The following is a 14257-nucleotide window of genomic DNA, read 5'->3' on the forward strand; positions in this document are numbered from 1 at the left end:
GCACCCTCCCGGCCGGCGGCGCTAGAGTCCCTCATCTCTCTGAACTGAAGGAGACTCGCATGAAGATCGACCCCTACCTGTTCTTCAACGGCCGCTGCGAAGAAGCCATCGAGTTCTACAAGAAGGCCCTGGGCGCCAAGGTGGAGTTCCTGATGCGCAACTCCGAGAGCCCCGAGCCGCCGCCGCCGGGCACGCTGCCGGCTGGCTCGGAGAACAAGATCATGCATGCCTCGGTCCATATCGGCGGGGCCCTGGTCATGATGTCCGACGGCATGTGCGACGGCGACACGGCCTTCAAGGGCTTCTCGTTGTCGCTGGACTGCCCCGACGCCGATGCCGCGCGGGAGGCGTTTGCGGCTCTCGCCGAAGGTGGCCAGGTCAAGATGCCGCTGGCCAAGACCTTCTGGGCGCCGCTGTTCGGCATGGTCGATGACCGCTTCGGCGTGGGCTGGATGGTGGGCGTGTCGGACAATGCGGCGTAGTGACCACGCCAGTACAGCTCCCCGCACATCTCAAGGCCGACTGCTCGGCCTGCGTAGCGCTGTGCTGCGTGATTCCACCCTTCGATGCGAGCCAGGGCTTTGGCTTCGACAAGCCGGCCGAGACACCCTGCCACCACCTTTGCGCTGACCACCGCTGCGGCATCCACGATGAACTGGTGCCGCGCGGCTTTGAGGGCTGCGTGGCCTTTGACTGCCTGGGTGCGGGCCAGCGGCTGACGGCCTTGGCCACCGAACGCTTCGGCAGCGCCGACTGGCGCGCGCGGCCCGAGGTGGCGCGCTGGCTGTTCCAGGCCTATCCGCGCGTGCGCCAGACCCAGGAGTGGCTGGCCCGGCTGAGCCTGGCCGCGCTGCTGACCCAGCATGTGGCGCTGCAGGCCCTGGCCACCGAGCTGGAGGCCGACGCGCAGCGCTGGCCGGACTGGACGGCGGCCGAGCAAGCCGGCTGGCAAGGCCGCGTACAGGCGGCGCTGGCGCCGTTGGCCGAAAATCGGCGTTCAAGGAGCTGATGCAATGTATGGATTGATGGGCAGCGGCAAAGCTGCCGAAAGCCGGTACGCCGAATTTTTCCGGCTGCCGGCTGGAACCGGAACGACAGGCGGCCATGCTTTCTGATTGGGTGGAGCCGCAGTGGCGCCGGCGCCGTGGCGTTCGCACCGTTCAAGTCGTGGCCGTGCTGGCTGCGTTGCTGGCGGTCTTGAGCCTGCTCGGCATGTTCAACCAGTTCGGCGCTTCCGACGGCGACGTGATCAAGACAGAACGGCAGTTGGTCGCGTCCGTCGACTTGCGCGTCGGCAATCCCGCCGGCGCGGTGGAGCGCGGTGAGGCCAAGGCACGTGCGGACATCAAGGCAGGCCTTCTGCAGCTGCAGATATTCGGGCCCCCGAAGACCAAAGCTGAAGCGGCCAAGGCCCAGCGGCTGGAGAAACGCTACGGCGTCGACTGGGTCTACAAGGGCGAGGAGGGCTCGCTGCTCGCACTTGCCTTCGCTGACGGCTACAACGGCGTGATGCGAGCCGAGATTGAACGCCGTCACGGCGGCGAAGCCCTGGAGCAGCTGATGCGCGAGCATGGCATTGAATCTCCGAAGCAGAAGGAAGGCCCATGAAGCTCATCGGCATGCTGGACTCCCCCTATGTGCGCCGCGTCGCGATCTCGATGCGGCTGCTCGGCCTGCCCTTCGAGCACGCGGCCATCTCAGTGTTCCGCGGTTTTGATGCCTTCCGGCAGATCAACCCGGTCGTCAAGGCGCCGACGCTGATCTGCGATGACGACGTTGGCGGCAGCCTGCTGATGGATTCGACGCTGATGCTCGAGTACGTTCAGGCCCTGGCCGGCCGCAGCCTGCAATCGAGCGAGCCGGCCGAGCTGCTGCGCGAACTGCGCCTCACCGGCCTGGCGCTGGCGGCCTGCGAGAAGACGGCCCAGATCGTCTATGAGCGCGGCCTGCGCCCGGCCGAGAAGCGGCATGAGCCCTGGATCGAGCGCGTCACTGGCCAGCTGCTGGCAGCCTATGGCGAGCTGGAGAAGGAACTGAGCCACCAGCCGCTGGATGCCAGCGAAGGCGGCATCCGCCAGGCGGGCATCACGGTCGGCGTCGCCTGGACCTTCACGCAGTTCCTGCTGCCCGAGGTGGTGGCAGCGGATGGTTTCCCACATCTCGTCGCGCATGCGGCAGCCACCGAGGCCCTGCCGGTCTTCCGCGCCATTCCCTGCGACGACGCGGTACAACTCAGCTGATGGCCAAGCGCCCCTCGCAAACCGTCTACGTCTTCCAGGGTGGCGGCGCCCTGGGTGCCTACCAGGCCGGCTTCGTCGAAGCCCTGGAGGACGCCAGCCTGCCGCCTGACTGGTTGGTCGGTACCTCCATCGGCGCCATCAACGCGGCGCTGATCGCCGGCAACGCGCCGGCTGAGCGCCTGAAGGCGCTGCGCAGCTTCTGGGACCGCGTGACGCGGCCCGGCTTTGCGCCACATCTGCCGGCCAGCCCCTTCACGGCGATCTGGCAGCAAGGGCTGCAGACCTGGCAGACGCTGACGAGCGGCATCCCGGGCTTCTTCAAGCCGCGCGGCCCGCAGGCCTGGGACATGAACCGGCGTGCGCCGCTGACCGAGCTGGGCTTTTATGACACCGCGCCACTGGAGGAGACGCTGCGCGAGCTGGTGGACTTCGAGCGCATCGCCGCGGCCGAGACGCGCCTGACGTTGTGCGCCGTCAATGTGCGCACCGGCGGCCTGGCGCTGTTCGACAACCGTGACGGCCGCACCCGCATTGCGCCCGAGCATGTGATGGCCAGCGGCGCACTGCCGCCGGGCTTCGCACCGGTGCAGATCGGCAAGGACGCCTACTGGGACGGCGGCATCTACTCCAACACGCCGTTGGATGTCGTGCTCGACGACAGCGAGCGCCGCGACACCCTGTGCTTCATGGTCGACCTCTGGGACGCCAGCGAGGCAGCGCCCAGCACCATGGCCGGCGCACTGACGCGCTACAAGGACATCCAGTACGCCAGCCGCATCTTCGAGCACCTGGACGACCACGAGCGCTTGCAGAACCTGCGCCGCGCGCTGCGCCTGGTGGGCCGCAAACTCGACGCCAAGACGGCGGCAGACCCGGCCATCAAGGAACTGTTGGCCCTGGGCTGCGACTCGCGCATCGACGTTGTCCACCTCGTCATGCAGGCCCTGCCCGGCGAGGACTCCTGGCGCGACATCGACTTCAGCGACGAGCGCCTGCGTGCGCGCTGGTCGGCTGGCCTGAAGGACGGGCGGCGCGTGCTGCAGCGCGCGGCCTGGCGTGAACCCATACGGGACCGTGTCGGCATGCGGGTACACACGCTGGACGGTGGGGCCTGAGCTGCCGCGTCTGACATGACGGCGGACCTGCCGCGGTGCTGGGGCTTCGGGTAATTGCCTGTCGATCTTTTTGACAATGAGCGAGGCGGCCGCCGCTAGCAGTTCCTCGCCCCTGCCGCTGTAGCCTTGTTTACAGAGCAAGGCGGCGCGCTGGTATGGATCCTGCTGCGTTGGACTGTTCATAACTATGGGAGGTCGGACGTGCGAATCAGCAAGACTCTGGTTGCCAAGGCAGCAACCGCGCTGGGGGCTTTGGTGTTGGCATCGACGGGGGCTCATGCAGCACCCGTGGTTGACCAGGCCAATGACGTGATTGGTACGGTCAGCTTCAACGGCGGCGCCCCGACCTTGACCTGGCAGCAAGGCGTGGTGGCGGGGCAGACGGGCCAGTTGACGGCGATCGAGGTGTATTTCAATGCAGCCAATCTGGGCGCGGGTATCCAGTTCTTCGTCAACCAGGGTGCGGGTTGGCAAAGCGATGCGAACGACTTCGACGCGGTGCTGAATGGCCTGGTTGCCGGATGGAATCTGATCGACGTGTCGTCTGCCGGTATTTCGCTGAGCGCTGGTGACCAGTTGGTCTTTGGCTTCAAGGGGCAGAGCCCCGGCAATTTCAGCCCGTCGTTCACGGGGACGAGCGGCGATGTCTATAGCCAAGGCCAGCTGTTCCTGAACGGTGCGGTGTATGCCGTCCCTGACTACGACGTCAACTTCCGCACCTATGTCGAAGCAGGGCGCCTGCCCGAGCCGGGTTCGGCTGCCCTGGTGGTGATCGCCTGTCTGGCCACTGGCCTGGCGCGGCGTCGCGCTCGCGCCTGACGAGCGCTTGTCTGGTCGCGCTGGCCGGCGATCAGCCGTTCGCCAGCGCGTTCAGCTTCTCGACCGTCGCCCAGTTGCGAGTCGTGCAGTCTTCGCCGAGATTTTTCAGCAGCGCAACGGCGGCCTTGCTTTCCAGGATGCCGTGGGCGCACCACAGATAGGCTGCGTGCTCGGTGACGACGAAGCGCTCGGCGCCCTGCGCTGTGATGGCAGCTGCGGCCTGCAGCGCGGCCGCATCGGTTGTCATCGCGACGAGCAGGCGGCTGGGGTCGTCTGCCTCGTCAATGCCATGCCCCGCCGCGATGGCGGCCCATTCCGCCGCCGTCTTCAGGATGACGGCGGCATCGACGCCCAGTTGCTCGCGCACGGCGGTGCGGATCTTGTCGGCGCTGAGCTTCTTCTTGACGTCGAAGACGGCATTGCCGCTGTTCAGCAGCGTCGAGACCTTGGTCGCGCCCAGCTCGGTGAGCAGGGCCTTGAGGTCGGCCATCGCGAGGCGCTTGGCCTTACCGACGTTGATGCCGCGCCACAGCGCCACGTAACGCATCAGAAGCCTTTCAGCTCATGCCCTGATGGCGCAGCAGCGCGTCGATCTTGGGCTCGCGGCCGCGGAAGGCCTTGAAGTTGTCGATGGCATCGCGCGCTCCGCCTTGCTCCAGCACTTCATTCAGGAAGCGCTTGCCGGTGGCGGCGTTGAACACGCCTTCCTCTTCGAACGCACTCCAGGCGTCGGCGCTGAGCAGCTCGGCCCACTTGTAGCTGTAATAGCCCGCCGCATAGCCGCCTGCGAAGACGTGGGAGAAGCTGTGCTGGAAGCGGTTGAAGGCCGGCGGGATCAGCACGGCGACCTCGGCGCGCACCTCGTCCAGCACCTTCTGCACGTCGGCCTCCGCGCCCGGCTCGCCATGCAGGCGCATGTCGAACAGCGCGAACTCGATCTGGCGCAGCGTCATCAGCCCGCTCTGGAAGTTCTTGGCCGCGGTCATCTTGTCGAAGAGATCGCGCGGCAACGGCTCGCCGCTGTCGACGTGGCCGCTCAACTGCTGCAGCACGTCCCAYTCCCAGCARAAGTTYTCCATGAACTGGCTGGGMAGYTCGACGGCGTCCCATTCGACACCGGAGATGCCGGACACGCCGAGGTCGTTCACCTGCGTCAGCATGTGATGCAGGCCGTGGCCGAACTCGTGGAAGAGGGTGATGACGTCGTCGTGGGTCAGCAGCGCAGGCTTGTCGCCGACGGGGCTGGCGAAGTTGCAGGTCAGCAGCGCCACTGGCGTCTGCTGCTCACCCGTGGGCTTGAGCCAGCGGCTGCGCACCTCGTCCATCCAGGCGCCGGGGCGCTTGCCGTTGCGCGCGTAAAGGTCGAGATAGAACTGGGCGWTGAGTTGGCCACCGCGGCGCATCTCGTAGAACTTGACGGTCTCGTGCCAGACCGACGCCGTGGCCTCGCTGATGGACACGTCGAACAGGCGCTCGATGATGGAGAACAGGCCCGGCACGACCTTGGTGGCCGTGAAGTACTGCTTCACCGTCTGGTCGCTGAAGGCGTAGCGGGCTTCCTTGAGCTTCTCGCTCCAGTAGGAGACGTCCCAGGATTCCAGCGGTTGCCCCTTGGAAAACTCGCGCAGCTCGGCCAGGTCTTTCTCCGCGAAGGGGCGGGCGCGCTTGGCGAGGTCGCGCAGGAAGGTCTTCACCTCGTCCGGTGTCGAGGCCATCTTGGGCGCCAGCGACACCTCGGCGAAGCTGGCATAGCCGAGCAGCTGGGCCTCTTCCTGGCGCAGGGCCACGATCTCGCGCATGGCGGCGGTGTTGTCCCATTCCGGTTTGCCCGTCTCGCTGGCGCGGGTCACGTAGGCGCGGTAGAGCTTCTCGCGCAACTCGCGACTTTCCGCGTATTGCATGACGGGCAGGTAGACCGGGAAGTGCAACGTCAACTTGTGGCCACCGTCGTCCAGCTTGGTCGCGTCCAGCACATCCTGCGGCACGCCGGCCAGTTCCTCGGCGCTGGCGATGTAGCTCCAGCCGTCGGTCGCGTCCAGCACATGCTCGCTGAACTGCTGCTGCAGTTCGGCGCTGCGCTCCTGGATGGCGGCGTAGCGCTCGCGGGCCGCGCCCTGCAGTTCGGCGCCGGACAGCACGAAGTTGCGGATGGCGTGCTTGAGCACCTGCTGGCGCGGTGCGCTCAGCGTTGAACCTTGAGCGGCGACCACGGCCTTGTACTTGGCGAACAGCGCCTCGTTGGCGCCCATGGCCGTGCTGAACTCGGTGACGGCCGGCAGCATCGCGTTGTAGGCCTCGCGCAGTGCCGGCGTATCGGCGACGGCGTTCAGATGGCCCACGGCACCCCAGGCGGCGCCCAGGTGCTCGGTGCTGGTATCGAGGATGCGCGACAGCGCGTCGTAGTCGCCCGGCGTCTCGGGCTTGGTGGCCTCGTCCAGTGCAACCTGCGCGGCGGCCAGCAGTTGCTGGATGGCCGGCTGCACATGCTCGGGATGGATGGCCGCGAAGTCGGGCAGGGCGGCAGTGGAGAGCAGAGGATTTGTCATATCAAGCAGACTTGGCGACGCGTTCCGCAGATTCAAGCGTGTTGACCAGCAACATGGCAATGGTCATAGGACCCACGCCGCCGGGCACGGGCGTGATAAAGCCAGCCACTTCCTTGACGCCGTCGAAGTCCACGTCGCCGCAGAGCTTGCCCTCGTCGTTGCGGTTGATGCCCACGTCGATGACGACTGCACCCGGCTTGACCATGTCGGCGGTCAGCATGTTGCGGCGCCCGACTGCGGCGACGACGACGTCGGCCTGGCGGGTATGGTGGCCGATGTCCGGCGTGGCGCTGTGACAGACGGTGACCGTGGCATTGGCCTGCAGCAGCAGCAGGGCCATGGGCTTGCCGACGGTATTGCTGCGGCCGATGACGACGGCATGCTTGCCGCGCAGATCGAAGCCGGTGCTCTCGATGAGCTTCATGCAGCCGTAGGGCGTGCAGGGCCGAAAACCCGGCAGCTGGGTCATCAGCTCACCGGCGCTCAGCGTCGAGTAACCGTCCACATCCTTGCTCGTCGCGATGGCTTCGATGACCTTGTGCGGGTCGATGTGCTTGGGCAGGGGCATCTGCACCAGGATGCCGTGGATGCYGGGGTCGTTGTTGAGCGCATCGATGCGGGCTAGCAGTTCGGCTTCGCTGAACGTCGCTTCGTACTTCTCCAGCACCGAATGCAGGCCGGCGTCGGCACAGGCCTTGACTTTGTTGCGCACGTAGACGTGGCTGGCCGGATCGTCGCCGACGATGACGACGGCCAGGCCGGGCTGCACACCCTTGGCGGTCAGGGCCGCCGCGCGGGTCGCGACTTCGGCGCGGATGGATTTGGAGAGGGCGAGGCCGTCGATCAGTTGGGCGGTCATGGCAGTGTGGGTCCGTTCAAAAACTGCAAAACAAAGCCACAGAGGCACAGAGACACAGAGAGAAACCTTGAATTTCTCTGTGTCTCTGTGCCTCTGTGGCCGTGTTCAAAATTCAGAAAGCAAAAAGCCGCTGAGAGTTCAGCGGCCTTCCGGTAGTCAGTGGAGGTCAGGCCTTCGCCGTGGCACCCAATGCGATCTTCAGCAGATCGGCCACGGTGTTGGCGTTGAGCTTTTCCATGATGTTGGCGCGGTGCGCCTCGACCGTCTTGATGCTGATGCCGAGGTCGTCGGCGATCTGCTTGTTCAGGCGGCCGGCGACGATGCGCTCCAGCACCTGCGCCTCGCGCGTCGTCAGGCGCGCCAGCAGGGCGTCGCGGCTGGCGGCTTCCTGGTGGCTGGAGAAGGCTTCGCGGGCCTGGTCGAGCATGCGCTCCACCAGGGCCAGCAGCTCTTCTTCCTTGAAGGGCTTCTCGATGAAGTCCATCGCGCCCTTCTTCATCGTCTGCACCGCCATGGGCACGTCGCCGTGGCCGGTGATGAAGACGATGGGCAGGGGGCTCTTGCGCTCGATGAGGCGGTCCTGGAGTTCCAGGCCCGTCATGCCATCCATGCGGATGTCGGCGATGAGGCAGGCGACCTCGCGGGGGTCGTAGCGGGCGAGGAAGGATTCGGCGGAATCAAAGCACTTGACCCGGTAATCCTTGCCTTCGAGAAGCCACTGCAGGGAGTCGCGGACCGCTTCGTCGTCATCGACAACGTAGACGTTGCCCTTCTTGGGGATCAAGCTCATGGTGCTGTGGGTTCTGTTCTCTGAGCGCTGCCGGGAGTGCCTGGTGAGGCTTCCTGACGCAGGTGTTCTGAGGTGATGGTGACCGGAATCGTGAATGCAAATCGGCAGCCGACGACCAAGGAGCCATTGTAGAGGTTCTCGGCTTTTATCCGGCCCTGGTGGGACTCGACGATAGACCGGCATAACCCTAAGCCGATGCCCAGGCCATCGGCCTTGGTCGAGAAGAAGGCCTCGTACATGCGCGACAGAACTTCATCGGGCAAACCCGGCCCCATGTCGGTGACCGAGAACTCGATCTGGCCGCCCAGCTCGGCGCTGTGCTTGGGGATGACGCGCAGCTCGATGTGGCGGCGCGACGTCGGGAGCGAGGCGTTGTCGATCGCTTCGGCGGCATTCTTCAGCAGGTTCATCAGCACCTGCTCGACGAGGATGGGGTCCACCATCAGCTGCGGCAGGCGCTGGGCGACATAGGTGTGGATGGCCACGTTGCGCCGGCGCAGCTCAATGCCGGCGAGCTCGACCGCGTCTTCGACGATGTCTGCGGCGTTGGCGGGCTGGCGTTGCGGTTCGCTGCGCTTCACGAAGTTGCGGATGCGGTGAATGATCTGGCCGGCGCGTTCGGCCTGTTTGGCCGTCTTGGTCAGTGCCGCCATCAGCGCATCCTTGTCGATGCTGTCGTTTCGCACGCGGCTGACCATGCCGTTGCAGTAGTTGGTGATGGCGGTCAGCGGCTGGTTCAGCTCGTGGGCGACGCTGGAGGCCATCTCGCCCATGGTCATCAGCCGGCTCGTCACCTGGGCCTTGTCGGCCTGCAGCGCCGCCTGGGCCTCGGCGTGGCGGCGCATCGTGATGTCGGTGGCGATCAGCATCTGCGCCAGGCGGCCGTCGGTCCATTGCAGGTAGCGCGCGCGCACGTCAAACCACATGGCCAGGGACTCGACATAGACCTCGCGCGGGTCGGAGCCGGTTTCGGTCAGCGCCTCGGCGGGCAGGCCGGAATAGTCATCGACTTCGTCAGTGCCGTCGTCCAGGCCGCCGCGGCGGCTGGTCGTGCCCAGCAGATGGCCGCCGGCCAGCAGTGCGTGCCCGGCCGGGTCTGCGCCGAACCACAGTCGGTAGCTGCGGTTGGCGAACAGCAGCTCGGGCGGCTGCACAGACAGCACGGACACGGCGGCGTCCAGCCCTTCCAGCACGGTGGTGAAGCGTTCGTGCGAGGCCGAGAGCTGGTCGCGCACGCGCTTGGCCTCTGTGATGTTGGTCATCGAGGTCATCCAGCCGGTCTGCTTACCCTTGGTGTCGACCAGCGGCGACACATAGACGCGGGCATCGAACTGGCTGCCGTCCTTGCGCTGGATCTTGACCTCCACTCCGCCCGACGGGCTGCGGCCCTGCAGCTCTTGCTGCAGCAGGCGGGCGTTCTCCTCGCGGCGGTCCACGGGCCAGAACGGGTAGGGTGGTGTGCGGCCGACGAGGTCGGCCTCCGAGAAGCCTGTCATCGCGCAGAAGGCCGGGTTCACGTAGGTGATGCGCGTGTCCATGTCCATGGCGCGCATGCCGGTCAGCATGGAGTTCTCCATGGCGCGGCGGAAGTTGGTTTCCAGCGTCAGCGCGTTCTGGATCTGCGTGCGCCGGCGCATGTGGCGCCAGGTGCCCAGCAGCATCCACACCGTCATGCCCGCCAGCGCCAGCACCAGCCAGAACAGTGCGTTGTTGATGAGGCCGATGGAAGTGCGCCAGCCCTGGCCGCGCAGCACCAGGCCATTGAGTGCCGGCGCCAGCGGCACGTCGTGCAGCAGCGAGGCGCGGCGCAGCACCTGGCCCGGCATGGGGGTGACGGTGCTGCTGACGACCTGGTCGCGCGAATCCAGCACGGCGATGCTGTGGCGGGTGGCGACCTCGCTGGGCACGTAATAGCGCAGCAGCGATTCGACCGTGTACTCGGCGATCAGCACGCCGGCGAAGCCGCCGCGGTCGATCAGCGGGATGTGCAGCTGGAAGACGGTGACGCCGTTGGCATCGGCGAAGGGCGGCGAATAGACCGGCTGGCGGCGGTCCTTGGCGGCCTCGAAGGCGATCGCCGCGGCGTTGGACTGGTTGGCCATGGGCATGGACGGGTCGCCGCCGTCCGCCGACATCAGCCCGTCAGCCTGGAAGCCCGCCGCGCCGACGCTGCTGCGACGCTCGCGCTTGGCGCTGAGCCAGGTCACATGCGTCAGTTCGGGCCGCTCGCGCGCAAAGGCCTGGGCCTGGGCCGAAAACTCGTGCGCGTCGATCTGCCGCGTGACGACCTCGCGCGCGATGCGCACGAGCTGCTCCTGGTTCTCGATCAGGCGCAGGCGGATCTGTTGCTGGGCGATCTCGGTGTCGCGCTTGACCGACTCGGTCTCGCGCTCGATTTCTTCATTGCGCAGGTACCAGAAGGCCGAAATGATGGCCGCCAGGAAGAGCAGCACCGAGATCAGCGGGCCCAGCGTGGCCAGGCGGTCCTGGCGTGACGGCGACTGCTTGAACCACCAGGTGGCGACCAGGCGGCGCGTCGTGGCGAGCCAGCGTTGGCTGCGGTTGGGCGAGGCAGAGACAGGGGGCATGCGCAATTATCCGGGCCGATGCCGGCTTCGTTGATTTCACTATAAGAAATCACCTCGCACCATTTGGGAAAGTGCTCGAGCCTGTGAGACACTCCGCCCCGCTCGCGGGCCTGGGTCCGCACCTCGCACCTGTTAGAACTGCCACTTTCGCCCGCAGAGGCGGATTTATTAGGAGACACGGCCATGTCAGCCCAGCCGCAAGACTTTCTCGGCGCCGCCGCGAACGACCAAGATCCACAGGAAACCCGTGAGTGGCTGGATGCCCTTTCGGCCGTCATCGGCGAAGAAGGTGGCGACCGCGCCCACTTCCTGCTCGAGACCCTGATCGACCACGCCCGCCAGGCCGGCATCGAAGTGCCGTTCTCGGCCAACACGGCCTACGTCAACACCATCCCGCCCGACCAGGAAGAGCGCTTCCCGGGCAATATCGAGATCGAGGAACGCCTGCGCGCCTACATGCGCTGGAACGCGATGGCGATGGTGGTGCGGGCCAACAAGCACAACCCGGAAGACGGCGGTGACCTGGGCGGCCACATCAGCTCCTTCGCATCGCTGGCCACCATGCTGGGCTGCGGCTTCAACCACTTCTGGCATGCCGACGACGGCGTGCACGGCGGCGACCTGCTCTACATCCAGGGCCACAGCGCCCCCGGCATTTATGCCCGCGCCTTCATGGAAGGCCGCATCACCGAAGAACAGCTGATCAACTTCCGCCAGGAAGTCGACGGCAAGGGCCTGTCCAGCTACCCGCATCCGAAGTTGATGCCGAACTTCTGGCAGTTCCCGACCGTCTCGATGGGCCTGGGCCCCTTGATGGCCATCTACCAGGCGCGCTTCCTGAAGTACCTGCACGCCCGCGGCATTGCCGACACGAGCAAGCGCAAGGTCTGGGTGTTCCTGGGCGACGGCGAGATGGACGAGCCGGAATCGCTGGGCGCCATCGGCCTGGCCGCGCGCGAGAAGCTCGACAACCTGATCTTCGTCGTCAACTGCAACCTGCAGCGSCTSGACGGCCCGGTGCGCGGCAACGGCAAGATCATCCAGGAGCTCGAAGGCGAGTTCCGCGGCGCGGGCTGGAACGTCATCAAGCTGATCTGGGGCGGCTACTGGGACCCGCTGCTGGCGCGCGACAAGGACGAGCTGCTGCGCAAGGTCATGATGGACACCGTCGACGGYGACTACCAGGCCATGAAGGCCAATGACGGCGCCTTCGTGCGCAAGAACTTCTTCGGCAAGCACCCCAAGCTGCTGGAACTCGTCTCCAAGATGAGCGACGAGGACATCTGGCGCCTGCAGCGCGGCGGCCACGACCCGCAGAAGGTCTACGCGGCCTATCACAAGGCCGTCAACACCGTCGGCCAGCCCACCGTGCTGCTCGTGAAGACCGTCAAGGGCTTCGGCATGGGCAAGATCGGTGAAGGTAAGAACACCGCCCACCAGACCAAGAAGCTGCAGGACGACGACATCCGCGCGATGCGCGACCGCTTCAACATCCCGGTGTCGGACGAAGACCTGCCCAAGATCCCGTTCTACCAACCGGCCGAAGGCTCGCAGGAACTGAAGTACCTGCACGAGCGCCGCAACGCGCTGGGCGGCTACCTGCCCAAGCGCCGCGCCAAAACCGACGAAAAACTGAACGTGCCCGACCTGGCCACCTTCCAGGCCGTGCTGGACCCGACGGCCGAAGGCCGCGAGATCTCGACGACCCAGGCCTATGTGCGCTTCCTGACGACGCTGCTGCGCGACAAGGAACTGGGCCCGCGCACGGTGCCCATCCTCGTTGACGAGGCGCGCACCTTCGGCATGGAAGGCCTGTTCCGCCAGATCGGCATCTACAACCCCGCGGGCCAGCAGTACACGCCGGTCGACCGCGACCAGGTCATGTACTACCGCGAGGACAAGGCCGGCCAGGTGCTGCAGGAAGGCATCAACGAGGCCGGCGGCATGGCTTCGTGGATTGCCGCGGCAACGTCGTACTCGACGAACAACCGCGTGATGATCCCGTTCTACGTCTACTACTCGATGTTCGGCTTCCAGCGCATCGGTGACCTGGCCTGGGCTGCCGGCGACATGCAGGCCCGTGGCTTCCTGCTGGGCGGCACGTCCGGCCGCACGACGCTGAACGGCGAAGGACTGCAGCACGAGGACGGCCACAGCCACATCCTCGCCGGCACCATCCCGAACTGCGTGAGCTACGACCCGACCTTCGCCCACGAAGTGGCGGTCATCATGCAGCGTGGCTTGAAGCGCATGGTGGAAGACCAGGAAAACGTCTATTACTACATCACCCTGCTGAACGAGAACTACCCGATGCCAGGGCTCAAGGCCGGCACCGAGGAGCAGATCCTCAAGGGCATGTATCTGCTGGAAGAAGCCGACGCCAGCAAGCCGGTCAGCGTCAACCTGCTGGGTTCGGGCACCATCCTGCGCGAAAGCCAGGTCGCCAAGATGCTGCTGGAAGAGGAGTGGGGCGTGGGCGCCAATGTGTGGAGCTGCCCGAGCTTCAACGAGCTGGCCCGCGACGGCCAGAACGCCGAGCGCTGGAACCTGCTGCACCCCACCGAGCTGGCCTGCGTGCCCTTCGTGACCCAGCAGCTGGGCCACACCAAGGGCCCGGTCATCGCGTCGACCGACTACATGAAGAACTACGCCGAGCAGATYCGCGCCTTCATCCCCAAGGGCCGCTCTTACAAGGTGCTGGGCACGGACGGCTTCGGCCGCAGCGACTTCCGCTCCAAGCTGCGYGMGCAYTTCGAGRTCAACCGCCACTACATCGTCGTCGCTGCGCTGAAGGCACTGGCCGATGACGGTGCGATCCCGGTCGAGCGCGTGGCCGAGGCGATTGCCAAGTACGGCATCGACGCCAACAAGATCAACCCGCTGTATGCATAGCCCACCCCCGAGGCGCTGACGCGCCTCCCCCTCGAGGGGGCGCACCCAGTGGCCTGGCAAAGCCAGTTCCACGGGTGCCGCTTGGGAAGGCACTACATCCGCAAACATTGGAGATATGGGTTATGGCATTGGTTGAAGTCAAGGTTCCAGACATCGGCGATTTCGATGAAGTCGGCGTCATCGAGGTGCTCGTCAAGGTCGGCGACACCGTCAAGGTCGAGCAGAGCCTGATCACCGTCGAAAGCGACAAGGCGTCGATGGAGATCCCGTCGTCGCAGGCCGGCGTGGTCAAGGAGATCAAGGTCGCCGTGGGCGACAAGGTCAAGGAAGGCAGCGTGCTGGTGATGGTTGAAGCCGAGGGTGCTGCCGCGCCTGCGGCCGCTGCGCCGGCGCCTGCCGCTGCAGCCC

Annotated in this window: 13 protein-coding genes; 8 read left to right on the top strand and 5 right to left on the bottom strand. The window is 66.0% G+C overall.

Features of this window, described 5'->3' with window-relative positions:
* Positions 1-59: 59 nt before the first annotated feature.
* The 6 genes from ACXJKM_RS26420 (at position 60) to ACXJKM_RS26445 (ending at position 4174) form a co-directional block, all read left to right on the top strand.
* The gene (locus tag ACXJKM_RS26420; protein ID WP_056194989.1) at positions 60-482 is read left to right on the top strand and encodes a VOC family protein; all 423 of its coding nucleotides are present in this window, start codon (positions 60-62) and stop codon (positions 480-482) included.
* Positions 482-1009, top strand: coding sequence for a hypothetical protein (locus tag ACXJKM_RS26425; protein ID WP_157281324.1), 528 nt, complete (start codon positions 482-484; stop codon positions 1007-1009). The genes ACXJKM_RS26420 and ACXJKM_RS26425 overlap by 1 nt, the downstream gene beginning before the upstream one ends.
* A 158-nt stretch (positions 1010-1167) precedes the next feature.
* Positions 1168-1608, top strand: coding sequence for a hypothetical protein (locus ACXJKM_RS26430; RefSeq protein ID WP_056194994.1), 441 nt, complete (start codon positions 1168-1170; stop codon positions 1606-1608).
* Positions 1605-2240, top strand: coding sequence for a glutathione S-transferase (locus ACXJKM_RS26435; RefSeq protein WP_056194997.1), 636 nt, complete (start codon positions 1605-1607; stop codon positions 2238-2240). The genes ACXJKM_RS26430 and ACXJKM_RS26435 overlap by 4 nt, the downstream gene beginning before the upstream one ends.
* Complete coding sequence (locus ACXJKM_RS26440) at positions 2240-3355, top strand: patatin-like phospholipase family protein (RefSeq protein ID WP_056195000.1); 1116 nt, start codon at positions 2240-2242, stop codon at positions 3353-3355. The genes ACXJKM_RS26435 and ACXJKM_RS26440 overlap by 1 nt, the downstream gene beginning before the upstream one ends.
* A 201-nt stretch (positions 3356-3556) precedes the next feature.
* On the top strand, positions 3557-4174 hold the full coding sequence (locus tag ACXJKM_RS26445; RefSeq protein ID WP_157281327.1) for a hypothetical protein: 618 nt from the start codon (positions 3557-3559) through the stop codon (positions 4172-4174).
* 31 nt (positions 4175-4205) lie between these two features.
* Here ACXJKM_RS26445 and ACXJKM_RS26450 read toward each other — a convergent pair whose 3' ends face one another.
* The 5 genes from ACXJKM_RS26450 to ACXJKM_RS26470 form a co-directional block, all read right to left on the bottom strand.
* Complete coding sequence (locus tag ACXJKM_RS26450; RefSeq protein ID WP_056195005.1) at positions 4206-4721, bottom strand: DUF1697 domain-containing protein; 516 nt, start codon at positions 4719-4721, stop codon at positions 4206-4208.
* 10 nt (positions 4722-4731) lie between these two features.
* Complete coding sequence (locus ACXJKM_RS26455; protein ID WP_457356157.1) at positions 4732-6720, bottom strand: M3 family metallopeptidase; 1989 nt, start codon at positions 6718-6720, stop codon at positions 4732-4734.
* 1 nt (position 6721) lies between these two features.
* Positions 6722-7579, bottom strand: a complete 858-nt coding sequence (gene folD, locus ACXJKM_RS26460) for a bifunctional methylenetetrahydrofolate dehydrogenase/methenyltetrahydrofolate cyclohydrolase FolD (RefSeq protein WP_457356158.1) — start codon at positions 7577-7579, stop codon at positions 6722-6724.
* Positions 7580-7745: 166 nt separating this feature from the next.
* On the bottom strand, positions 7746-8369 hold the full coding sequence (locus tag ACXJKM_RS26465; RefSeq protein WP_056195018.1) for a response regulator transcription factor: 624 nt from the start codon (positions 8367-8369) through the stop codon (positions 7746-7748).
* Positions 8366-10957: a PAS domain S-box protein gene (locus ACXJKM_RS26470; RefSeq protein ID WP_457356159.1), complete on the bottom strand. Its 2592-nt coding sequence runs from the start codon at positions 10955-10957 to the stop codon at positions 8366-8368. The genes ACXJKM_RS26465 and ACXJKM_RS26470 overlap by 4 nt, the downstream gene beginning before the upstream one ends.
* Positions 10958-11140: 183 nt before the next feature.
* Here ACXJKM_RS26470 and aceE point away from each other — a divergent pair, with 183 nt between their 5' ends.
* Both aceE and ACXJKM_RS26480 read left to right on the top strand, forming a co-directional pair.
* The gene (aceE, locus tag ACXJKM_RS26475; RefSeq protein ID WP_457356160.1) at positions 11141-13849 is read left to right on the top strand and encodes a pyruvate dehydrogenase (acetyl-transferring), homodimeric type; all 2709 of its coding nucleotides are present in this window, start codon (positions 11141-11143) and stop codon (positions 13847-13849) included.
* 122 nt (positions 13850-13971) lie between these two features.
* A partial coding sequence (locus tag ACXJKM_RS26480) for a biotin/lipoyl-containing protein (RefSeq protein WP_457356161.1) occupies positions 13972-14257 on the top strand: 286 nt, incomplete at its 3' end.

This window comes from Roseateles sp. P5_D6 (genome assembly GCF_054049415.1).